The 23,225-nt window shown below is 54.3% G+C and carries 15 protein-coding genes and 1 pseudogene; 13 read left to right on the top strand and 3 right to left on the bottom strand.

Annotated elements, in window-relative coordinates; all coding sequences use genetic code 11:
* Positions 1-260 (bottom strand): annotated as a pseudogene (locus GQS10_RS22175) (hypothetical protein); the annotation flags it as partial.
* Between the two features lie 19 nt (positions 261-279).
* The gene (locus tag GQS10_RS22170) at positions 280-429 is read right to left on the bottom strand and encodes a hypothetical protein (protein ID WP_166246383.1); all 150 of its coding nucleotides are present in this window, start codon (positions 427-429) and stop codon (positions 280-282) included.
* Between the two features lie 438 nt (positions 430-867).
* Here GQS10_RS22170 and ftsE point away from each other — a divergent pair, with 438 nt between their 5' ends.
* The 8 genes from ftsE (at position 868) to GQS10_RS22130 (ending at position 12,598) form a co-directional block, all read left to right on the top strand.
* Positions 868-1,554, top strand: a complete 687-nt coding sequence (gene ftsE / locus GQS10_RS22165; RefSeq protein ID WP_166246387.1) for a cell division ATP-binding protein FtsE — start codon at positions 868-870, stop codon at positions 1,552-1,554.
* Positions 1,544-2,458, top strand: a complete 915-nt coding sequence (gene ftsX / locus GQS10_RS22160) for a permease-like cell division protein FtsX (protein ID WP_166246381.1) — start codon at positions 1,544-1,546, stop codon at positions 2,456-2,458. The genes ftsE and ftsX overlap by 11 nt, the downstream gene beginning before the upstream one ends.
* 57 nt (positions 2,459-2,515) lie before the next feature.
* On the top strand, positions 2,516-3,724 hold the full coding sequence (locus GQS10_RS22155; protein WP_166246379.1) for a murein hydrolase activator EnvC family protein: 1,209 nt from the start codon (positions 2,516-2,518) through the stop codon (positions 3,722-3,724).
* 221 nt (positions 3,725-3,945) lie between these two features.
* Positions 3,946-5,400, top strand: coding sequence for a S41 family peptidase (locus GQS10_RS22150; RefSeq protein WP_166246377.1), 1,455 nt, complete (start codon positions 3,946-3,948; stop codon positions 5,398-5,400).
* Positions 5,401-5,511: 111 nt separating this feature from the next.
* The gene (locus GQS10_RS22145) at positions 5,512-6,813 is read left to right on the top strand and encodes a PDZ domain-containing protein (protein ID WP_166246375.1); all 1,302 of its coding nucleotides are present in this window, start codon (positions 5,512-5,514) and stop codon (positions 6,811-6,813) included.
* Between the two features lie 165 nt (positions 6,814-6,978).
* Positions 6,979-8,976: an excinuclease ABC subunit UvrB gene (gene uvrB, locus GQS10_RS22140; protein WP_166246373.1), complete on the top strand. Its 1,998-nt coding sequence runs from the start codon at positions 6,979-6,981 to the stop codon at positions 8,974-8,976.
* Positions 8,977-9,007: 31 nt separating this feature from the next.
* The gene (uvrA, locus tag GQS10_RS22135; protein ID WP_166246370.1) at positions 9,008-11,902 is read left to right on the top strand and encodes an excinuclease ABC subunit UvrA; all 2,895 of its coding nucleotides are present in this window, start codon (positions 9,008-9,010) and stop codon (positions 11,900-11,902) included.
* A gap of 477 nt (positions 11,903-12,379) precedes the next feature.
* A complete protein-coding gene (locus GQS10_RS22130; RefSeq protein ID WP_166246368.1) occupies positions 12,380-12,598 on the top strand; it encodes a hypothetical protein in 219 nt (72 codons plus the stop codon).
* A 165-nt stretch (positions 12,599-12,763) separates the two neighbouring features.
* On the opposite strand, the gene GQS10_RS22125 is transcribed toward GQS10_RS22130, so the two are convergent.
* The gene (locus GQS10_RS22125; RefSeq protein WP_166246366.1) at positions 12,764-13,732 is read right to left on the bottom strand and encodes a sugar phosphate isomerase/epimerase family protein; all 969 of its coding nucleotides are present in this window, start codon (positions 13,730-13,732) and stop codon (positions 12,764-12,766) included.
* Positions 13,733-13,890: 158 nt separating this feature from the next.
* Here GQS10_RS22125 and GQS10_RS22120 point away from each other — a divergent pair, with 158 nt between their 5' ends.
* From GQS10_RS22120 to ligA, 5 genes are all read left to right on the top strand, one after another.
* Positions 13,891-14,871, top strand: coding sequence for a PfkB family carbohydrate kinase (locus GQS10_RS22120; RefSeq protein WP_166246363.1), 981 nt, complete (start codon positions 13,891-13,893; stop codon positions 14,869-14,871).
* Position 14,872: 1 nt separating this feature from the next.
* Positions 14,873-17,401 carry a U32 family peptidase gene (locus GQS10_RS22115; protein WP_166246361.1) on the top strand — a complete coding sequence of 843 codons (2,529 nt, stop codon included), beginning with the start codon at positions 14,873-14,875 and terminating at the stop codon, positions 17,399-17,401.
* A 97-nt stretch (positions 17,402-17,498) separates the two neighbouring features.
* Positions 17,499-18,197 carry a heptaprenylglyceryl phosphate synthase gene (pcrB, locus tag GQS10_RS22110; RefSeq protein ID WP_166246359.1) on the top strand — a complete coding sequence of 233 codons (699 nt, stop codon included), beginning with the start codon at positions 17,499-17,501 and terminating at the stop codon, positions 18,195-18,197.
* Positions 18,198-18,215: 18 nt separating this feature from the next.
* On the top strand, positions 18,216-20,594 hold the full coding sequence (gene pcrA, locus GQS10_RS22105) for a DNA helicase PcrA (protein WP_166246357.1): 2,379 nt from the start codon (positions 18,216-18,218) through the stop codon (positions 20,592-20,594).
* A gap of 42 nt (positions 20,595-20,636) precedes the next feature.
* On the top strand, positions 20,637-22,634 hold the full coding sequence (ligA, locus tag GQS10_RS22100) for an NAD-dependent DNA ligase LigA (protein WP_166246385.1): 1,998 nt from the start codon (positions 20,637-20,639) through the stop codon (positions 22,632-22,634).
* Positions 22,635-23,225 lie beyond the last annotated feature (591 nt).

The following is a 23,225-nucleotide window of genomic DNA, read 5'->3' as shown; positions in this document are numbered from 1 at the left end:
GGCACGATGCGTACCGCATCGCCCGCCGTGATCTCGCGCCGCGCATCGACCGGCTGCTCCGCGAGCAGCTGCGGCCACGCCGCCTCGGCTGCCGCCTGCAGCGCCGCCGCGTCCACGCTCGCGCCGATCGCGAGCTGCTCGCCGCGCGCCTGCCAGCGGCTCCACGCGCGCTCCCAGCGGCTGCCCGCCTGCAGCGCGGCGATGCGCTCGCGTACCGCGCCGCTGTCCGCGCGCCAGCCGAGCTCGCCGAGCGTCAGCATCCGCTCGGGCAGGCCCTCGCTAGGCGCCGCCGCAAGCGTCACGGCCCGCGCCGTCATCGCCCGCTCGCGAGCCGCAAGCTCCGCCGTAAACGCCTGCGACGGCATGCCGCCAATGCTCCAGCCGCTGACGGTCATGCCGGCCGGCAGCGTATCCAGCCCGCCATACCACCAGACCGTGCCTGCTGCAACGCTCGCCACAGCCGCCGCAGCGGCGGCTGACCTGACCAACCAAACTCCCCAATTATGATCCTTCGCAGAAGCACTCCGTCCGGGGCCCCCGTCTTTTCTTTTCCAAAACCGTATATTCCATCGATCCATACCTGACCGCTCCTTGTCCTTCAAGCTCTCCTTTCATGTGTATGCATGTCCGGCGCGCGACTTTACCCGTACATTTTTCGACAAAGTGTCGGGCTGCGGCGTGGCGTATTCCCTCTTTTTTCACCAGCGCCAACCGGCATGAATGGTGCCCAACCGCCGCAAACCGCGCAATAGACAAGAGTTCGTCAAACCTCCTCTTTTCCCAATGTAGAAAATAGTACCAGTAGAAAGGATTTCGCGGCTTTCTGTCGAATACGTTTAAGCGCAAGTCGTAAAGGAAGTGATCTCATTGATAGAAATGCAGGATGTGTGGAAAACGTACCCGAATGGCAGCGAAGCTCTCCGCGGCATCAGCATCAAAATAGACCGCAATGAGTTTGTATATGTCGTCGGCCCTTCCGGCGCAGGAAAGTCGACGTTTATGAAGTTGATGTACCGTGAGGAACGCCCGACGAAAGGGCAAATTTTCGTGAACGGCTTTAACCTAGAGAAGCTGAAGCAGCGGAAAATCCCTTATGTACGGCGGAATATCGGAGTTATTTTTCAGGATTTCCGGCTGCTGCCGAAGCTGACGGTGGCGGAAAATATCGCGTTCGCGATGGAAGTCATCGAAGCGCCGACGAAAATGATCCGCAAGCGTACGGCCGAAGTGCTGGAGCTGGTTCGCCTGAAGGACAAAGGCAACAACTATCCGTCCGAGCTGTCCGGCGGCGAGCAGCAGCGCGTAGCGATCGCGCGTGCGATTGTGAATAACCCGGCCGTTATTGTAGCGGACGAGCCGACGGGAAATCTTGATCCGGAAACGTCGTGGGGCATTATGCGGCTTCTGGAGGAAATCAATTTCCGCGGGACGACAATTGTAATGGCCACGCACAACAAGGATATCGTCAACACGATGCGCAAGCGCGTAATCGCAATCGAGGCCGGACAGGTTGCGAGGGACGAGGCTAGAGGGGAATACGGCTATGAAGATTAGTACCCTGGCGAGGCATGGTAGGGAAGGCGTTCGCAGCATCGTCCGCAACGGCTGGATGAGCTTCGCCTCCATCAGTGCCATTAGCATTTCATTGTTTATTTTGGGCGTGTTTCTGCTAATGGCCATGAATATGAACCAGTGGGCGGCGCAGCTCGAATCGCAGGTGGTTATCCGCGCTTATCTTGAGGTGAAGGTGCCGCAGGAGACGGTGGATACGCTGGAAAGCAAAATCCGGGAGATGCCGGAAGTGAGCAAGGTGGAGTTCGTCTCGAAGGAAGAAGGACTTGAGCAGCTCCGCGAAAAGCTGGGCGAACAAGGGCAGGAGCTTTTAGCCGGACAGGATGGGGAAAACAACCCGCTGCCGGATTCGTTCACGGTGGAAGTGTTTGATCCGCAAGGAGTCGCTGCGGTAGCGGCTAAGATCGAAAAGCTCAACGAAGGACGCGACCCGCCGCCGATCGTGAAGATTCAATACGGTCAAGGACTCATTGAAAATTTATTCCGAATTACAAACATTGTGCGTAATATCGGCTTAATTATCGTAGGTGCGCTTGCGTTTACCGCCATGTTCCTGATTGCCAACACAATCAAGCTGACCATCGTTGCACGGCGCAAGGAAATCTCGATCATGAAGCTGGTCGGTGCAACGAATGCTTTTATTCGCTGGCCGTTTTTCATTGAAGGTGCGCTATTGGGTATCGTTGGGGCGTTAATCCCGACGGGAATTTTATTATATGGCTACTACCATCTCATTTTATTGTCGGTTTCCCAAATTGAAGTGTTCATCACCCTTCTTCCCCTGCAGCAGGTTGGGTGGCTGACCGCAGGACTTTTGGTCGGCATCGGCTTTGTCATTGGAATCTGGGGAAGCATGCTTTCTGTTCGCAAATTCCTAAGGGTCTAAAGACCGGCAAATGGTTGTCGGTATAAATAAATCAAATCACCGGGAGGAGAAATGGTCTTGAAGAAAGCTATTTTGCCTCTGGTCGCAATCGTGCTTCTAAGTTCTGTCATCGTAGCTCCGCGCCAGAGTTCGGCCTTGTCGGAATTGGATAAAGTGAATGCGGAATTAAAGCGGCTGCAGCGCTCGAAAGTGGAAACCCAGCGTATTGAGCGTGAAGCGAAAGCGGAGTTAGCCGCTATTCAAAAAGAGCGCTCGCAAGAGCAGAAGGCACTTGAGCAAATTTCCAATGAGCTTGAAGCGCTTGGAAAGCAAATGGGCGCTTTGCAAATGAGCATTGATCAAACGAAGAGCGAAGTTCTAGAAACCGGCAAGCAGCTGGATGAAGCGAATGAGCGGGTGTCTTCCCGTGATCAGCTGATTAAGTCGAAAATCCGCCTGATGTATACCAACGGTAATGTATCGTACTTGGAAGTGCTGCTAAGCGCGACAAGCTTCTCCGACTTTTTAGACCGGATGGAAGCGTTGAAAGCGATTGTCGGACAAGATCAGGATATTTTGGAGCAGCAAAAGAAAGACCAGCAGTTGATCGTTGAGAAGAAGGCTTTAGTAGAGCAGCAGCTTGCCGATTTGGACAAGAAGTATGCGGAAAAGGCGGCTCAGGAGAAGAAAATGCTGGTGCAGGAAAAGCAGAAGGAAGTTGCCATCGCCAGCTTGAACAAAGAGGAGCATGCCCACGAGGAGGCTTTAGCTGAGCAGGAGGAGCAGCTTCTGGCCTTTGTTAAAAAGGAAAGTGAGCTGATCCGCAAGCAGAAGGAGCTGGAACGCAAAAAGAACGGTACCCCTGCTCCGGCGGCTTACAATGGCGGCAAGCTGGGATGGCCTGTAGGAACCAACTCCCCGATCACCTCCGGCTTCGGCGGAAGGGTAGACCCGATTACCGGCAAAGCAGGAGCGTCGCATAACGGCATCGATATCGGCGCACCGGGAGGTACGGATGTGCTGGCGGCTGAAGCGGGAACGGTTGTTATGGCGCAGTTCTGGGGCGGCTTTGGCAATACGGTCATCATCGACCATGGCAACGGGCTAAAAACGCTGTACGGACATATGCGGACGAACAGCATTACGGTGGAGAAGGGTGACGATGTGAAGCGCGGCCAGAAGGTGGGCGCTGTCGGTACAACCGGACGCTCGACCGGAAACCACTTGCATTTTACCGTCTACTTAAATGATGAAGCGGTAAATCCGATGAATTATTTGAAGAAGTAGATTCCATACGTTTTCTGCATTTATATATGGATCATTGAATAGTTTCAACGTTGTTGATGCGTCAGGTGCTCGATTCGCCTGGCGTTTTCTTTATGTCCGGCTAGTAAATTCAGCCTACGTTGTACATCCAGAGTGGATTTTCATATAATATTCTGTACGGGCCTTTCATATACTAGGTCATATGCAGCAAAAGGATAATAAGGAAGAAGGTGGCGCTGGCCATGAATTTCAAAGGCCGTACGGTAGTGGCGTTTGTGCTGCTTGCGATGTTTGCCAGCAGTATCGTCACGTTGACGATTGTAGGAGCCTCGGGAGCCTCAGTATTTCCGCAGGAAATATCGAAACCGGCGAATGCTTCGGCATCGCTTTCGTCCCAAGAGGTAAGCAAGCTGAACACAGTGCTGGGCATGATCCAAAACGAATATATTGATAAAATTGAGCGAGACAAGCTGTTGGACGGGGCCATCAGCGGCATGCTGGCCGCTCTGGGTGATCCGCATTCCGTCTATATGGATAAGGAAGCCGCGAAGAGCTTTGAGGAAACGTTAGAGTCCTCCTTTAGCGGGATCGGGGCGGAGGTTACCATGAAAGATAACCGCGTCACGATTATGTCTCCAATTAAGGGCTCCCCTGCGGAAAAAGCGGGCATTCACGCCGGCGATGTGATTATATCGGTGAATGACGAGAAGCTGGATGGCCTGGCGCTGACGGATGCAGTGAAAAAAATCCGCGGGCCGAAGGGCACCCAGGCCAAGCTTCAAGTGATTCGGGAAGGCTCCACGGAGCCGATATCGATTACGGTTGTCCGTGACGATATTGACGTGGAAACGGTGTACGCAGAAATATTGCCGGGTACCCGGGGAATCGGGAAGATCGAAATCCGCCAATTCGCCCAAAACACCGGCAAGAGGTTCCATGAGGAGCTGGCCCGCCTCGAAAGCGAAGGCATGAAGGGGCTAATTATTGACGTACGAACCAATCCGGGCGGAATTTTACCGGTGGTTGCGGATATGGTAAACACGCTCATTCCGAAAGGGAAAACGATCGTTCAAGTGGAATCGCGCAAAGGCGCGGTGCAAAAAACGGAGGCGACGGGTGCAGGCAAACCGTATCCGATTGCGGTGCTGATTAATAAAGGCAGCGCGAGCGCCTCGGAAATTTTAGCGGCTGCGGTGAAGGAAAGCGGAGGAGGCCTCTTGATCGGCGAAACTACCTTCGGCAAAGGCAGCGTTCAATCGACGCATGAGATGTCCGACGGAAGCAATGTGAAGCTGACGATCGCGAAGTGGCTCACACCGGACGGCAATTGGATTGATCAGAAGGGAATCGAGCCGGATATTGCGGTAGAACAGCCGGAGTTCTTCTTTGTGTCGCCGCTTCCGGAAAATCCGAACCTAAAGCTGGATGCGAACAGTGAAGAGGTAAGGAGCCTTCAGCAGATGCTGCAAGGAATTGGTTATAACCCGGGCCGGGAGGATGGATATTTCCATAAGCAGACCGAAGAAGCGGTGCGCCGGTTCCAAAGCAAGGAAGGTCTGCCGGCAACGGGCGTTGTCGATCAAGCGACAGCCAAGAAGCTTCAAGAGCGGGTCATCGAAGCGATTCGCGATCCGAAGAACGATACGCAATTGAATGAGGCCATCAAGCAGGTCCAAAAACTGTTAGGCGCGTCCTAAGCAGGATTTTCAAGGCTTGATGTCGAATGGAACGGAGGAAGAGCGCTCCCAGATGGGGCTGCGGCTTCCTCTTTTTTTGTTACCATTACAGTGACCGGGAGAATCGGGAATATGGATGTGGTATACGCATTGCTGGCCGAAAGTGGTCGAGCGTTTCTGCAGCTGTGGCTGCAGCCGTTTTATTATATGGGCCTGCTGCTTGTCGTCATGCAATACCGGCGGGCGATTTATTTTGAACGAAAGCTGTTCGCAACGAGGCGTCAAAATCTTCTGAAGCGTGTATGGAAAACGGTGCTTTGGGGCGCGCTTGTCGGACTTGTCGGCTCGATTGCGATGGCTCTTATCGGAATTCGGATGGAAGCGGGCGCTGTGGTCTGGATGTGGGCGGCGACCCTTGTCCTGGCATTGTTTAGGGTCCGTTATTTGTGTTTGGCCTATGCGTCCGGAATTCTTGCGATATTACATCAGCTTACGGTGTGGTTTACCGGTTGGTCCGAATGGGGCATAGCAGGCGCGATCCAGCCGCTTGCCTCGCTGCATGTGCCGTCGCTGCTCGCCCTCGTGGCCATTCTGCATTTGATGGAAGCGCTGCTGGTCCGTGTTCAGGGAGCGGAAATGGCATCACCACTTTTCATCGAAGGGAAGCGGGGGAAAATCGTCGGGGCGTACCAGCTTCTGGGCCTGTGGCCTGCGCCGCTGCTGCTAATGGTGCCGTTTGCAGGTGTATCGTCTGCGGGCATCGACCTCCCATGGACGCCGCTGTTCGGTGGGGTGGACTGGTCCTCCGCAGGCTGGAGCTTCCTTGCCTTCCCGGCTGTGCTTGGATTTAGCGACATTACTCATTCCATGCTTCCGGGTCAAAAGGCTCGGGTAAATGCGGTACGGCTGCTTTTGTACGGAGGAGCGGTATTGCTGCTTGCGCTGCTGGCATACGCAGTGCCGGTGCTTGGGGTGCTGGCCGCTGTGTTCACCGTGCTTTTGCATGAAGGCATCGTATGGTTGAATCGTTTGCAGGAAGGAAAGTCATCTCCGATGTACACGCATGATGAACGGGGATTGCGTGTGCTGACCGTGCTGCCGGGAAGTGCGGCAGAAGAGGTCGGCATTTTGCCGGGGGAAATTATTCATAAAGTAAATGGAACGAAGGTCCGCGCCAAAGAGCAGCTTCATGCGGCACTGCGCCTGAATTCGGCATTTACAAAGCTGGAGATCATTAACCTGGAAGGCCAGACGAAGTTTGCCAGCCGAGCGTTATATGCAGGAGAGCATCATCAGCTGGGGATCATTCTTGCTCCTGATGATCGAACGCTGTATTATGTAGAGATTGAGCAGCCGAGTCTTTTCTCCACGCTGCGGTCCAAGTTTTTCGGATTATCGAAGACGAAGTCTGAAGAGCGGGGCTTTCAGGGGTAAAGAAACCAACTTTATATTCCAACATGAAGCGCTTTTGCTGGCATATTTCAGCATTGGCGCTTTTTTGCACCATCGTTTGCACCTCGGTTTGAATTGGGCTATAATGAGTCATTATGGGAACAGATATTCTTATTTTAGGAAATATTTCCGGGTGGTGAAGAAAGCGTGGAGAGCGCATTTACGCGAAGCAATACGAAATTTGAACTCGTGTCGGAATACTCGCCGCAAGGGGATCAGCCTGCCGCGATCGAGGGTTTGGTTGCCGGCATTCTAGAAGGGAAGAAGCATCAGACACTGCTAGGGGCTACGGGTACGGGCAAGACGTTTACAATCGCGAACACGATTGCGAAGCTGAACCGCCCCACGCTCGTCATCGCGCATAATAAGACGCTCGCCGCACAGCTCTGCAGCGAGTTTAAAGAGTTCTTCCCGAATAATGCGGTTGAATATTTTGTCAGCTACTATGACTACTACCAGCCGGAGGCGTACATTCCCTCCAGCGATACGTTTATAGAGAAGGATTCCAGTATTAACGATGAGATCGACAAGCTGCGCCACTCGGCGACCAGCTCTTTATTCGAACGCCGCGATGTCATTGTCGTAGCGAGCGTGTCCTGCATTTATGGTCTCGGTTCTCCTCTGGAGTACCGAAATCTCGTGCTGTCGCTGCGCGTCGGCATGGAACGTCCGCGTAACGATATTTTACGCAAACTGGTTGATATTCAATACCAGCGCAACGATATGAATTTTGTGCGCGGGACATTCCGGGTGCGTGGTGATGTGATTGAGATTTTCCCTGTGTCCCGAAGTGAGCAGGCGCTGCGTGTTGAACTGTTCGGCGATGAGATTGAGCGGATTACGGAAATCGACGTCTTAACCGGTGAAATTATCGGGGAGCGCGACCACGTGGCGATTTTCCCGGCATCTCACTTCGTTACGGCCGAGGAATCGCTGAAGGTTGCACTTGGCAACATTGAGCGAGAGCTGGAGGAGCGTCTAGCCGTGCTGCGCGAGAACGGCAAGCTGCTGGAAGCACAGCGGCTGGAGCAGCGCACGCGGTACGACCTTGAAATGATGGCGGAGATGGGCTTCTGCTCAGGCATCGAGAACTATTCCGGACCGCTGACCTTCCGCGAGCCCGGGGAAACGCCGTTCACCCTGTTCGATTATTTCCCGGATGACATGCTGATCGTGATTGACGAGTCGCACGTGACGCTGCCACAGATCCGCGCCATGTATAATGGCGACCGCGCCCGTAAGGAAGTGCTGGTGGATCACGGCTTCCGTCTGCCTTCGGCGATGGATAACCGTCCTATGAAGTTTGAGGAATTCGAGCAGAAGATTAAAAATATCCTCTTTGTCTCGGCAACGCCCGGTCCTTACGAGCTGGAGCACTGCCCGACGATGGTGGAGCAAATTATACGTCCGACCGGTCTTATTGACCCGATTATTGAGGTTCGCCCTACGAAGGGGCAGATCGACGATCTGATCGGGGAAATCCGCGACCGTATCGATAAAGACGAGCGTGTGCTCGTTACAACCTTAACGAAGAAGATGGCGGAGGACTTAACCGATTACTTGAAGGAAATCGGCATCAAGGTGCGGTATCTCCATTCCGACATTAAGACGCTGGAGCGCCTGCAAATTGTCCGCGATTTGCGGCTGGGCACCTTCCATGTGCTGATAGGGATTAATCTGCTGCGGGAAGGGCTTGATTTGCCGGAGGTATCCTTGGTGGCGATTCTCGACGCCGATAAAGAAGGCTTCCTTCGCGCCGAGCGCTCGCTCATTCAGACGATTGGCCGCGCGGCGCGGAATGCCAGCGGGTACGTTATCATGTATGGCGATAAAATCACCGATTCAATGGACCGCGCGATGAAAGAAACCGAGCGCCGCCGAACGATTCAGATGGCATACAACGAGAAGCACGGCATTACGCCGCAGACGATTAAGAAGAAGATCCGCGATGTGATCGAAGCGACGAAGGTCGCGGAGCAAAAGGCGGATTACCTGTCCGAGGTTAAGGAAAAGATGTCTAAGAAAGACCGTAAATCGATGATCGAACGGTTGGAGGCCGAAATGAAGGAAGCGGCGAAGCAGCTTCAGTTCGAGCGGGCCGCCGAGCTTCGCGATGCGATTATGGAATTAAAAGCGGCGGACTAATAGATTCCGCTGAAGGGGAAGGTGTTCGGGCTTGGCCAAAGACCAGATCGTCATTAAGGGCGCACGCGCCCACAATTTGAAAAACATCGACGTCACGATTCCGCGCGATAAGTTTGTCGTACTCACTGGACTCAGCGGCTCCGGCAAATCCTCGCTGGCGTTCGATACGATTTACGCAGAAGGACAGCGCCGCTATGTTGAATCGCTATCCGCCTACGCCCGGCAATTCCTCGGGCAGATGGAGAAGCCGGATGTCGATTCCATAGAAGGGCTGTCTCCGGCTATTTCCATTGACCAGAAGACGACGAGCCGCAATCCGCGCTCGACCGTCGGTACGGTGACGGAAATTTACGATTATCTTCGTTTATTGTTCGCCCGGGTAGGAAAACCGCATTGTCCGCAGCACGGCATCGAGATTACCTCGCAAACGGTTGAACAAATGGTCGACCGAATTATGGAGTACCCGGAACGGACGAAGCTGCAAATTCTCGCCCCGCTCATTTCCGGCCGTAAAGGGGAGCACCAGAAGGTGTTTGCGGACATTCAGAAGCAGGGCTTCGTGCGCGTTCGGGTGAACGGCGAGATTATGGACGTAAGCGACAAAATTGAGCTGGAGAAAAACAAGAAGCACAGCATCGAGGTTGTCGTTGACCGGATTGTTGTCAAACCGGATATCCAGTCGCGCCTTGCGGACTCCCTCGAAACAGCGCTTAAGCTATCTGGCGGACAAATCATCGTCGATGTTATGGAGCAGGAGGAGCTGCTCTTTAACGCCAACTTGGCTTGTCCGCAGTGCGGTTTCAGCATCGATGAGCTGGCACCGCGTATGTTTTCGTTTAACAGCCCGTACGGGGCGTGTCCGGAGTGTGACGGCTTGGGCAGCAAAATGATCGTCGATCCGGATCTGCTTGTCCCAGATAGCAGCCTCTCCATTGATGAGGGTGCGTTTGAGGCATGGGCGGGCAGTACGTCTAACTATTATCCGCAGTTCCTTGCAGCCGTGTGCGCCCATTTTGGAATTCCGCAGGATGTGCCGGTAAGTGAATTGCCGGAAGAGCACATGCAGAAGCTGCTTTACGGAACAGGAACCGAGAAGGTTCGCTTCCGTTACGATAATGAATTCGGCGCAACACGGGAAGCGCTCGTTCCGTTTGAAGGCATTGTGCGCAACCTGGAACGCCGTTATCGCGATACGGCATCCGAGGGCATTCGGGAGCATATCGAGCAGTACATGAGCGCAAAGCCTTGCGGCTCGTGTAAAGGGCAGCGCCTTAAGCCGGAGGTGCTGGCGGTGACGATCAACGGGCAGAACATTGCCCATGTCACATCGCTTTCTATCGGCGGCGCCGATGAGTTTTTCAGCTCGCTCGTGATGAACGAGAAAGAACTGGCCATCGCGCATTTGATCTTGAAAGAAATTAAGGAGCGTCTGGGCTTCCTCGTAAACGTCGGCTTGGACTATTTGACGCTCAGCCGTGCGGCGGGTACACTCTCCGGCGGCGAGGCGCAGCGGATTCGTCTGGCTACGCAGATTGGCTCCAGCCTGATGGGCGTCCTTTATATTTTGGATGAGCCGAGCATCGGGCTGCATCAGCGTGACAACGACCGTTTGATCAAGACGCTGGAGCATATGCGGAACCTAGGGAATACGCTGATCGTCGTTGAGCATGACGAGGATACGATGCTTGCGGCCGATTATATTATCGATATCGGACCGGGAGCGGGCATCCATGGCGGTCAAGTAATTGCGGCGGGGACGCCGGAAGAGGTCATGAAGGATGAACATTCGCTTACCGGTGCGTACCTAAGCGGACGCCGCTTTATACCGGTACCGCTGAAGCGCCGTAAGCCGAACGGCAAGTGGATCGAAGTGAAGGGTGCCAAGGAAAACAACCTGAAGAATGTTAACGTAAAGTTCCCTCTAGGTGTATTCACTTGCGTTACCGGCGTTTCTGGATCCGGCAAATCGACGCTGGTTAACGAAATCCTATATAAAACACTCGCTAGGGATTTGAACGGTGCGAGATCACGTCCGGGCCAGTATAAAGAGCTGCTGGGCCTCGAAAATTTGGAGAAGGTCATCGATATCGACCAATCGCCGATCGGCCGTACGCCGCGCTCCAATCCGGCGACGTATACCGGTGTGTTTGACGATATCCGCGATGTATTCGCGATTACGAACGAAGCAAAGGTACGCGGCTACAAGAAAGGCCGCTTCAGCTTTAACGTCAAAGGCGGACGCTGTGAAGCATGCCGTGGCGACGGAATTATTAAGATCGAGATGCACTTCCTGCCCGATGTGTACGTTCCTTGTGAAATTTGCAAAGGCAAGCGATACAACCGGGAAACGCTTGAGATTAAGTACAAAGGCAAGAGCATTTCCGAAGTGCTGGAGCTGACGATCGAGGATGCTTGCGAGTTCTTCAAGAACATTCCGAAGATCCACCGCAAGCTGCAAACGCTGCTCGACGTAGGTCTCGGTTACATGCGTTTAGGCCAGCCCGCGACAACGTTGTCCGGCGGCGAAGCGCAGCGGGTGAAGCTCGCCTCCGAGCTTTATCGCCGCAGCACGGGCAAAACGCTGTACATTCTTGATGAGCCGACAACCGGCCTTCACATCGACGATATCGACCGTCTCTTGAAGGTGCTGCAGCGCCTGGTTGACTCGGGCGAATCGGTGCTGGTCATCGAGCATAACCTCGATGTGATCAAAACCGCCGATTACCTTGTCGACCTCGGACCGGAAGGCGGCAGCGGCGGCGGCACGATCATTGCCGTCGGTACGCCGGAGGACATCGCGAAGGCGGCGGATAAGTCCTATACCGGCAAGTACTTGAAGCCGATTCTTGAGCGCGACCTTGAGCGGACGAAAGCAATGGAGCTTGAGCTTGCCAAGCTGCCGCAGGAAGAGAACGCGGCGGTGTAAACGCAGCAAGGATGAGATATAAGAACAAACAACCTTAGCACGGCGGCTTGCCGGACTAAGGTTGTTTTAATATGCTCATTATTTTCTAACAGCAGGAATCCAAGCTCTCGGTGGATATTTTCAGACGCTCCGTAACCATTTTTCCATGCGTAGAGTAATAAATGCTGGAGGGGATGGACATTTTATACTAACGAGGCAGGTTCGATAAATCACGTCCATGAAATGGATAAGATGAGCAGCATAAAGCATATCACGATGACAACTCCATCTAATCCACAAGGCAAATGACTGGCGTTTCACGATTAGACTGCTATAATATTTTTAATAGACATGCGGCGAAGTACAAATAGAGCTTCCGTGGTGCTTGGGAGAAGTGACAAAGTTGTTACGATTCCAGAAACAACTTGCAAACAGGCTCCCCTGCGGATAAAATTAGAAAAGGTATTTTCGCGCGAGGTAAAAAGGAGGGTCTCTTCCATGCTGCTTGCGGAAGGCGCACAAACAGCTAGCAATTTCCACGGTTTTGACGTGTTCATGATCTTGTTCACCATCATCATCTTCATCGGTGTGGTCCGTCTATTGACGGCGAAGGTGAAAAACCCGTTCGCGATTGCGTTCAGCGTTGTTGCCTTACTGGTATTCCTATTTGCGGATGTCGTAATGGTGCTGAACTGGTTCGGAATTATGGGCGGGTAACGAATAATTAGAAAAAGTGTACCAAAGGGTAAAGGCGTTTTTCCGGATGAGTCGAGGCCGGGGAGGCGCTTTTTTAATATTTTCGTCCTATCCATAAAAAAATCCCTGGCGTATGCATGGATACGCACAGGGATTTCATTTTCCAGATAAGGGAAAAGACTTCGCTTACACCCACCACATCTCGCCAAGCGGCTCTTTGATGAGCACCTGATGAAGATTGTTCACTGCTTTGGTGAAGCCTTCGTCGATGGACATCAGTCCGTCCTCGTGCTCGATGCTGACCACATAATCGTAGCCCACGAGACGCAGCGCGGAGAGGATATCCGCCCATGTTTTCAGGTCATGGCCGAAGCCGACGGAGCGGAACTGCCAAGCGCGGTCGAGCATTTGCGCATAGGACTGCATATCGGTTACACCGTGCTTATTTACGTTGATCGGGTCGATGGACGTATCTTTCGCATGGAAGTGATGAATTGCTCCCGCGCGGCCCAAAATATGAATAGCCTGCACCGGATCGATGCCCTGCCACCACATGTGGCTCGGATCGAGGTTCGCGCCAATTACGTCGCCCACCGCTTCGCGCAGACGAAGCAGCGTCGCCGGTGTATGTACGCTGAAGCCGCCGTGCAGCTCAAGGCCGATTTTGACGCCGCGTTCTTGTGCGAATGCGCCGGCTTCTTTCCAATAAGGGATGACCTTTTGTTCCCACTGCCATTTGAGCAGCTCTTGGTAATCGTTCGGCCAAGGGGCAACCGGCCAGTTCGGATACTTTGCATCGTCGCTGTCGCCCGGACATCCGGAGAACGTGTTCACAACAGGCACTTCGAGCTTTTGAGCAAGCTCTACGGTTTTTAAGAATGTATCATGGAAGTCTTTGGCAATCGGTTTTTGCGGGTGCAGCGGATTGCCGTGGCAGCTTAAAGCGCTGATGATCAGTCCGCGTGATTCTACAGCCTGCTTAAACGCTTTCAACTTGCTTTCGTCGGAAAGCAGCTCGTCGGGATTGCAGTGTGCATTACCCGGATAAGCGCCGGTCCCGATTTCAACGGCCTCCAGTCCTTTGGACGCGATATAATCGAGCGCTTCTTCCAGCGGCTTCTGGCTGAACAGTACGGTAAATACACCAAGCTTCATGCAAAATGACACCTCCAAATGGATGGGTTCAATCTTCCGTATTATACCATTTTAGGGTGAGAGAAAAAAAGCGAGACCTCCTCATACGGGTAAGTTGTGCACAGGGGTACGGATTGGTATGATGAATTTGTTGAAAAAGAAAGGACGGAGCACCGCCAATGAAGAAAGTCGTATGTATCGGAGAAATGTTAATCGATTTTGTGCCGGAAACGAACGGGCTGCCGCTCGCCGAAGTGCCCGGCTTTCGTAAAGCGGCAGGCGGAGCGCCGGCCAATGTAGCCGCGGCTGTCGCGCGTCTCGGCGGTGGGGCGCGTTTTATCGGCAAGGTCGGAGCCGACCCGTTCGGCGAGTTTCTGCGTGCGGAGCTTGAGCGGACCGGCGCGGAAGCGGCGATGATTGCCTCGGAGGAAGCGCGGACGGCGCTTGCCTTCGTATCGCTGCGGGCCGACGGGGAGCGTGACTTTTTGTTTTACCGGCAGCCGTCGGCGGATATGCTGCTGCGGCCGGAGGACATCCGCGAGGAATGGCTGGCGGACGCAGCGATTATTCACTTCGGCTCCGTGTCGCTAATCGAGGAGCCGAGCCGCAGCGCCACGCTGAGCGCGGTCCAGCGGGTGGGGGACGGTTCGGATGCGATCGTATCCTACGATCCGAACGTGCGTCTCGCGTTGTGGCCGGATCAGGAGACGGCAAAGCGGAGCATCCTAGAACAGATGCCGCTGGCGCATCTGGTGAAGGTGAGCGAGGAAGAGGTTGAGTTTTTACTCGGGACGGAAGATATTGCAGCCGGGGCGCGTCAGCTGCTGGCGATGGGACCTTTGGTCGTCATCGTTACGCTGGGTGCGGAAGGCTGCGTCGTATATACGAACAACAAAGAAATTCGTGTGGCAGCCCCGAAGGTAGAAGCCGTCGATACGACGGGCGCCGGGGATGGTTTTGTCGGCGGATTGCTGTACGAATTAGCGGGCCGCGACCTGACAGCCAATGGTCTGGCGGAGGCCATGTCAAACGAGAAGGTCGTACATGAGGCGGCGGGCTTTGCCTGCCGGGTTGGCGCTTTAACGACAACGAAGCGCGGGGCGATTCCCGCACTGCCGACGAAAGCAGAGGTTGAAGCGTTTGAAGGGAGCAATGACTAACATGGCACAAACAACATTTACGACAACGTTACAGCGCAGCGATATCGAGCTGCTTGCTCCGGCGGGCGGCTGGGACAGCCTGCGTGCTGCCGTTGCCAATGGCGCGGACGCGGTCTTCTTCGGCGCGGAAAAGTTCAATGCGCGTGCGCGTGCGAACAATTTCCGGACGGACGAGCTGCCGGAGGTCATGTCATTTTTACATGCATACGGGGTCAAAGGCTTTCTGACCTTTAATATATTGGTGTTTGAAGAGGAGCTTCCCGCAGCGATGGAGCTGATTGAGGCTTGTATCGATGCGGGTGTGGATGCGGTCATTGTACAGGATCTGGGCTTGGTTAAAATGATTCGTGAAATCTCGCCGGATTTCCCAATACACGGCTCGACGCAGATGACGATTACGTCGCCGGAGGCAGTGGAATTCACGAAGCCGTTTGACATTGAACGGGTTGTGCTCGGGCGGGAAAACAACCTCAAGCAAATTAAGCAAATCGGCGAGCAGGCGAAGCTGCCGATGGAAGTGTTCGTGCACGGCGCGCTGTGCGTTTCCTATTCCGGACAATGCTTGACGTCCGAAATGTGGGGCGGACGTTCCGCGAACCGAGGCGAATGCGCCCAAGCGTGCCGTTTGCCGTACGATATGATGGTCGACGGTGTGCAGAAGCCGATGGGCGATATCGCTTACTTGCTGTCGCCGAAGGACCTGGCGGCACTGGAGCTTGTCCCCGAGCTGATCGAAGCGGGTGTGACGTCCTTTAAGATTGAAGGCCGTCTGAAGACGCCGGAGTATGTGGCCAACGTCGTTTCCAAGTACCGCGCCGCAATCGATAAATATTTCGAGGGCTCGGACCCGGCGCCGTCGAAGGAAGAGCTGCGCGAGCTGCAGCAGAGCTTCAGCCGCGGCTTCACGCATGGCTTCCTCGAAGGCACGAACAACAAGCAGCTGGTCGAAGGGACGTTCCCGAAGAGCCGCGGCGTCTATTTGGGCCGGGTAAAGCAGGTGCTGCGCGACGCGGTAATCTGTGAGCTGGAAGCGCCTTTGAAGCGCGGCGATGGTATTGTGTTCGACGCGGGCGACCCGACGAAGAAGGAAGAGGGCGGACGCGTGTACGATTTGCGCCGCCGCGGGGTGAAATTCGAGGGCGAAGCGGACGGCGGTTTGATTGAGATCGTGCCGGGCCGCAACGATGTGGATTTATCGCGGGTGCATGTCGGCAACCGCATTTGGAAAACGAGCGATCCTGCACTTGATAAGCGTCTGCGCCAAACGTTCGAAACGGACAAGCCGTACCGCACCTTCCCGGCGTCGGTGTATGTCGAAGGCCGCGAGGGCGAGCCGCTGAAGGTATGGTGGACCGATACGACGACCAACTTTACAGTAAAAGTGGAATCGGAGCGCATGCTGGAGAAGGCGCTGAAGCGTCCTTTGGACGAAGCGTATTTAGCGGACCAGCTCGGACGTCTCGGGGGAACGTTGTTCCACCTCGATACGCTGGAGAGCAAGCTGGAGGGCGAAGTCATCGTTCCAGTCAGCGAGCTGAACCGGCTGCGCCGCGAAGCGGTCGAGCTGCTCGAAGAGCATCGCCGCAAGCCTCCGGCTTATATCAAGCGCAGCGTCGATCCTTACGCGGATGCGCATGATAATGAAGAAGGCGCCCAAGTGCAAGGGACGCGCTCGCAGCTTACTGCGCTGTGCCGCACCTTGGAGCAGGTACAAGCTTCGCTGGAAGCGGGAGTCGACTTTGTTTACGCCGACTTCGAGTTTATTAAGCAGTTTCCGGCCGCCGTCGAAGCGGTTCGGGCGAAGGGCAAGCAAATCGCCTTGGTTACACCGCGTATTCATATGCCCGGGGAAACGGGTTATTTTAACAATATATTAAAGCTGAAGCCGGATGCGGTACTTGTACGCAATACGGGAGCGGCCTACTGGTTCCTGAAGCATCGCCAGGAAAACCCGGATGCCGAGCATCCGACCTTGATCGGCGACTTCTCGCTCAATATTGCCAACCACAAAACCGTGAATCTGTTCCTGGAAGCAGGCCTCGAATGGCTGACGCCTTCCTATGATTTGAACATTCAGCAGATGGTTGACCTGCTGCGCCGTGCCGATACGAGCAAGCTGGAGGTCGTCATTCACCAGCATTTGCCGATGTTCCATACCGAGCACTGCGTTTACTGCACCTTTTTAAGCGAAGGCACCGATTTCACGAACTGCGGCCGTCCTTGCGAGGAGCATCGCGTCAGCCTGCAGGATCGGATCGGTATGTCGCATCCGGTGCGTGTAGACGAGGGCTGCCGCAACACAGTTTATAACGCGATTGAGCAGTCCGGCGCGGAGTACTTGACAAACTTCCAGGATCTAGGCGTGGCGCGTTTCCGCGTTGAATTTCTCGAAGAAAATGCCGAGAAGGTGGGGGAAGTGATATCCTTGTACGAGCGGGCGATCAAAGGCCAAATCAGCGGCAGCCAAGTATGGCGCGCGCTGAAGGCGACGAACCAGCTCGGTGTTACGCGAGGTCAGCTGGTGAAATAATCCGGCTCATTGACACCTATGTTTGAGTCAACTAAACTAAAAAGAGAACAAATGTGCTTATTTGGTAATCAAGCACAATGAACCGTTGGAGGGAATTATGGCGCTGACGACAATCCGGCAATGGAAGCATGTATTTAAATTGGACCCGGATAAACCGATTTCGGACGATGCGCTTGATGCGCTCTGCTTATCCGGAACGGATGCAATCGTCATCGGAGGCTCCAGCGGTGTCACATTCGACAACACGGTGGACCTCATGTCGCGGGTAAGGCGATATGAGGTTTCTTGCGTTTTGGAAGTGTCGGGACTGCATGCGATCGCTCCGGGCTTTGATTTGTACTTGATTCCCGTCGTGCTGAACGCTGATTCCGTCGACTGGGTCATCGGCCAGCATCATCAGGCGGTGAAGGAGTACGGATCGTTCGTCCCGTGGGAATCGGTTGCGGCCGAGGCGTATGTCATTTTGAACCCGGACTGCACGGCGGGACGGCTGACCGGAGCGTCTTCCGGACTGTCGGCCAAGGATGTGGCGGCTTACGCCAAGCTGGCGGAGCGTCTGTACCGTTTTCCGGTATTTTATATGGAGTATTCAGGCATGTTCGGCGATATGGATATGGTCCGCAGGGCCAGAGGAGAACTGAAGGAAGCCCGTTTATTTTACGGCGGCGGAATTAATAGCGAGGAACGCGCAAGGGAGGCGCTGGAGGCGGGAGCCGACACGATTGTCGTCGGCAACGTCATCTACGAATCGCTGGAAAAAGCGCTGGCCACGGTGAACGCGGTGAAAATGGGGTAATGGGGAAGGAAGGATAACATGAATCAACCGATCGATATTTTCCAGGCGATCACGAAACTGAATCCACGGCAGCGCGAAGCGGTAGAAGCGGTTGACGGGCCTTTGCTCATTATGGCCGGCGCGGGCAGCGGCAAAACCCGCGTGCTGACGCACCGCATCGCGTATCTCATCGGGTCGCGGAAAGCGGCGCCGTGGAGCATTTTGGCGATCACCTTTACGAATAAAGCGGCAAGAGAGATGCAGGACCGCGTGGAAAAGCTGGTAGGCGCGGCGGCGCGGGACATTTGGGTTTCGACGTTCCACTCGATGTGCGTGCGTATTTTGCGGCGGGATATTGAGCGGATTGGGTACTCGTCGAACTTTTCGATTCTGGATTCGGCGGATCAGCTTTCCGTCATTCGCAGCTGCTGCAAGGAGCTGAACATCGACACGAAAAAGTTCGAGCCTAAGGCGATCCAGGCGGCCATTGGCGGCGCGAAAAACGAGCTGGTCACCCCGGAGATGTTCGAGCAGCGCATTGGAGATTATTTTCAAGGCATAGCGGCCAAAGTATACACGTTGTATCAGAAAAAGCTGAAGGCGAACAATTCGCTCGATTTTGACGATTTGATTATGACGACGATCCGGCTGTTTAAGGAAGTGCCGGAGGTGCTCGATTTTTATCAAAATAAATTCCGTTATGTTCACGTCGACGAGTATCAGGATACGAACCGTGCGCAGTACATGCTCTGCCAAATGCTCGCGGACAAGCATCACAACATTTGCGTCGTCGGCGACAGCGACCAGTCGATTTACCGCTGGCGCGGGGCGGATATCAGTAACATCCTCAACTTTGAACAGGATTACCCGGAAGCGACGGTCATTCTGCTCGAGCAAAATTACCGTTCGACGGCAATGATTTTGAACGCAGCCAACGAGGTCATCCGCAACAACAGCGGCCGCAAGCCGAAAAAGCTGTGGACGGACAAAGGTAATGGCAACAAGGTGCAAATATATCAGGCGGAATCGGAGCATGAGGAAGGCTACTTCGTCACGGGAACGATCCGCAAAAATGTGAACAACGGCAAGTCGTTCTCCGACCATGCAATTTTGTACCGGACGAATGCGCAGTCCCGTGTGATCGAGGAAATTTTGATCAAGTCGGATATTCCATATCAGATCGTGGGCGGCGTGAAGTTCTATGACCGGAAGGAAATTAAGGATATCCTTGCGTATTTGCGCCTTATTTCCAATCCGGATGACGACATCAGCTTAACGCGTGTTATTAATGTGCCGAAGCGGGGCATCGGTGATACGACGCTGGATAAGCTGGCGGCCGGTGCTGCAGCGCGCGGCGTGTCCATCTTCACGGTGCTGGACGAGGCAGGGCTGTACGGCATCGCGGGCAAAACAGCGGCGGCGCTGTCGGACTTCCGCGCCATGATCCTGAATTTGACCCGGATGTCGGAATATTTGTCGGTGACGGAGCTGACGGAGCAGGTGCTGGAGCTAACGCAGTACCGCGTTGAGCTGCAGCGGGAAGCGACACTGGAATCGAAGGCTCGGCTGGAGAACATCGACGAATTTTTGTCGGTGACGATGGATTTTGAGAAGCGGAACGAAGATAAATCGCTTGTATCGTTCTTGACGGACTTGGCGCTGATCGCCGATATCGATTCGATGAACGATGACGACGAGGACAAAACCGAAGGCGTTGTGCTTATGACGATGCACAGTGCCAAGGGGCTGGAGTTCCCGTACGTATTCATTATCGGCTTGGAGGAGGGGGTATTCCCTCACAGCCGTGCGCAAAATGACGACGAGGAACTGGAAGAAGAGCGGCGCTTAGCGTACGTTGGAATAACAAGGGCCGAGGAGCAGCTTTACTTAACGCACGCAAGAGTGCGGACGCTGTTCGGCCGGATGTCCGCGGGCGCGCCATCGCGATTCCTCGATGAGATTCCCGAGGAATGCAAGGAAATCGTCGGCGGGGCGTCGCCATCGCGCGACGGAGGCTTCGGCAGCCGCTTCGGCGCAGGTGCGCGCAGCGGCGGAGGCGGCGGGTACACCGGCGGCTACAGCGGTGCCCGAAGCGCAGGCGGCACCGGCGTGTACGGCGGCGGTGCCGGTACGGGCGGCTTTGGCGGAGGCGCGGCAGCAGGTGCGGGCGGATACAACGGCGCCCGCACGTCCTCGATCACGCCGGCCGCGAGATCGATCCCGGCGGCGGTGCAGCCTGCCGGAGGCGCGGTGCCGGTTTATGCCGCAGGCGACAAAGTCGCCCACGGCAAATGGGGCACCGGAACCGTTGTCGCCGTGAAAGGCGCCGGCGACGATCAGGAGCTGCAGATCGCATTCCCGGCCCCGGTCGGGATCAAAAGGCTTTTGGCCAAGTTTGCGCCAATTACGAAAGTGTAACCGGAAGGTGAGGTCGTGCTCGTGAACGAGAATTCGAATGAGATGAGAGCGTTAATTGATGAAATCAATAAGTACAACTATCATTACTACACCTTGGACAATCCGCTTATCGACGATAAAGATTACGATGTTCTCTATGACCGGCTGGTAAAGCTGGAGCAGGAAACGGGTGTCGTTTTGCCGGATTCCCCGACCCTGCGCGTAGGAGGGGAAATCCTCAAGGGTTTTGAGACTCATCGCCATTTATCTCGTTTATGGAGCTTGGACAAGGCGCAAACGGCCGATGACCTGACCAGCTGGCACAATCGTGTCCTGAAGCTGATCGGAGATTATAATACGAAACATCCAGAGCAGCCGCTGCCCGCGCCATCCTTTGCGGTCGAGCTGAAGTTCGACGGATTAACGCTGAACCTGACTTACACAGACGGCCAGCTGGTGCAGGCGTCAACACGAGGAAATGGCACGGTTGGGGAAAGCATTTTGGCACAGGTACGAACGATCCGCTCGATTCCTTTATCCATCCCTTACCGGGAAGGCACGGTTGAAGTGCAAGGGGAAGGGCTGATGTTTCTCTCCGTGCTCGATGCTTATAATCAGACGGCGGCGGAGCCTTTAAAGAATGCCAGAAATGCGGCGGCGGGCGCACTTCGCAACCTGAATCCGAAGGTGACTGCGGAACGGAAGCTTGATGCTTTTTTCTACAATGTTGGCTATTCCGATTCGGTTACGTTTGAAGACCAGCGGGAAATGCTGCAGTTTTTAAAAGAGAACGGTTTTAAAGTCAACGGGCAGATGGTGTTCTGCGATACGATCGAAGAAGTAGCGAAGCGCCTTGAAGAAGTGGCGAATATCCGTCACAACTTAGATTATTTGCTTGATGGCGCTGTAGTGAAGATTACGGATATGCGCACCCGTGAGGTGCTTGGGTATACAGATAAGTTCCCCCGCTGGGCCATTGCTTATAAGTTTGAAGCGGAGGAAACGACCACGATTCTGGAAGCCGTCCATTGGAACGTGGGCCGTACCGGCAAGATTACGCCTGCTGCGGTTGTGGAGCCGGTAGAGCTGGCCGGTGTGACGGTTCGCAACTGTACGCTCAATAATATGGACGATATCGAGCGGAAGCAATTGAAGCATGCGGTCGGTACGCTCATTTACATTCGCCGTTCCAACGATGTCATCCCGGAAATTCTCGGCAAGGTGACCGAGGAGCAGGACGGCGGGGAAATCGTGGCGCCTACCCACTGCCCGGCATGCGGCACGGAGCTGGAGCAGCGCGGCGCGCATCTGTTCTGCCCGAACAAGCTTGGCTGTAAGCCGCAAACGGTAGCGCGTCTGGCGCATTTTGCTTCCCGTGATGCGATGGATATCGAAACCTTTAGCGAGAAAACGGCGGAGCAGCTTGTGGAGGAGCGGGATGTTCGGGATCCGGCGGATTTATACGATTTAACGTTTGAGCAGCTGATCGGATTGGAACGGTTCGGTCAGAAGAAGGCGCAAAACCTGCTTGATGCGATTGAGGCCAGCAAAACCCGTGATTTAGCGTCTTTCCTCTATGCTTTGGGAATTCCGAATACGGGGAAAACAACGACAAAGGCACTTGTTGACCACTTTGGCAGCCTGGAGCGAATCCGCGAGGTAACAGTGGAAGAGCTATTGGAGGTTCCGGATATCGGGGGAATTGTAGCGGACAGCATCGTTTCATTTTTCCAAGATGAAGTGGTGAAGCGGAGCATTGAGCGAATGCTGGCCAGCGGCGTTCACCCGGTTGTTGAGGAACGTCCAGCCGCGCCGACGAGAGAATCAATTTTTACCGGCAAAACTGTTGTTCTGACCGGAACCCTTGCGACGATGAGTCGGGATGAGGCGGCCAAGCTGCTTGAGGCGGCAGGCGCGAAGATTTCGGGCAGTGTCTCCAAGAAAACGGATTTTGTCGTGGCAGGCGAAAGCGCCGGCAGCAAGCTGACGAAGGCACAGGATCTCGGCGTTCGGGTTATCGATGGGGAAGAAGAGCTCCTGCGTTTGCTTAACCAAGAGTAAGCAACCGATCTAAATGGATATACGCAGCTCGTAAGGGGAAGGTTTTGTTCCGCTTACGGGCTGTTTGTATGTTATGGGGACTAGCATTCGGTTATCAGTGTTCTTGAATTTAGCTTCCTTCCGAATCGGAAGCGCCGGTACAGCCTTTTATTACATGCTTTTCCGCCTGTAAATTCACTTGTTCCGTTAGTGTTCGTCGATTGAAGTGAAGATTGTGGTATGGATTGGACATGCTGCATGAACCTTCTTGTTGTATTCGAAGTATGGATTGTGGTACATTATCACTTGTCGCCGCGAGAGCGGACGGCAAAAAACAGCTTTGATGCAGCGAATGTGCAGGTTTTGATTAAAAGGTTTTGAGTTGGATAAACCAAACAGTTGCAATTTGCTCGAGAAACTGATAATATATGATCTTGTCACCACGATTTTGACAAAAAATGCTTGAAAAGTTCCTTGAAAACTAAACAAATGGCGCTTATGAAATAAACGCAGCGGGTTACGCAAGTAACCAAAATTCGATTGAATTGAATGAGCTTTTGATAAAGCTTGTCTAATAAACTTTATTGGAGAGCTTTGATCCTCGGATCAAAG

The sequence above is a fragment of the Paenibacillus turpanensis genome, from assembly GCF_011421635.1.
Lineage (GTDB): Bacteria > Bacillota > Bacilli > Paenibacillales > YIM-B00363 > Paenibacillus_AK > Paenibacillus_AK turpanensis.
Note: the sequence above shows the minus strand (reverse complement) of the source record. Positions and strands in the feature narration are given on the sequence as shown.

What these genes read in the sequence shown, in the direction of transcription:
- GQS10_RS22145 (WP_166246375.1), top strand. Translation starts at nt 5,512, where the DNA reads ATGGATGTGGTATACGCATTGCTGGCCGAAAGTGGTCGAGCGTTTCTG.
- GQS10_RS22120 (WP_166246363.1), top strand. Translation starts at nt 13,891, where the DNA reads ATGAAGAAAGTCGTATGTATCGGAGAAATGTTAATCGATTTTGTGCCG.
- GQS10_RS22125 (WP_166246366.1), bottom strand. Translation starts at nt 13,732, where the DNA reads ATGAAGCTTGGTGTATTTACCGTACTGTTCAGCCAGAAGCCGCTGGAA.
- ligA (WP_166246385.1), top strand. Translation starts at nt 20,637, where the DNA reads ATGAGAGCGTTAATTGATGAAATCAATAAGTACAACTATCATTACTAC.
- pcrA (WP_166246357.1), top strand. Translation starts at nt 18,216, where the DNA reads ATGAATCAACCGATCGATATTTTCCAGGCGATCACGAAACTGAATCCA.
- ftsX (WP_166246381.1), top strand. Translation starts at nt 1,544, where the DNA reads ATGAAGATTAGTACCCTGGCGAGGCATGGTAGGGAAGGCGTTCGCAGC.
- GQS10_RS22150 (WP_166246377.1), top strand. Translation starts at nt 3,946, where the DNA reads ATGAATTTCAAAGGCCGTACGGTAGTGGCGTTTGTGCTGCTTGCGATG.
- pcrB (WP_166246359.1), top strand. Translation starts at nt 17,499, where the DNA reads ATGGCGCTGACGACAATCCGGCAATGGAAGCATGTATTTAAATTGGAC.
- GQS10_RS22130 (WP_166246368.1), top strand. Translation starts at nt 12,380, where the DNA reads ATGCTGCTTGCGGAAGGCGCACAAACAGCTAGCAATTTCCACGGTTTT.
- GQS10_RS22115 (WP_166246361.1), top strand. Translation starts at nt 14,873, where the DNA reads ATGGCACAAACAACATTTACGACAACGTTACAGCGCAGCGATATCGAG.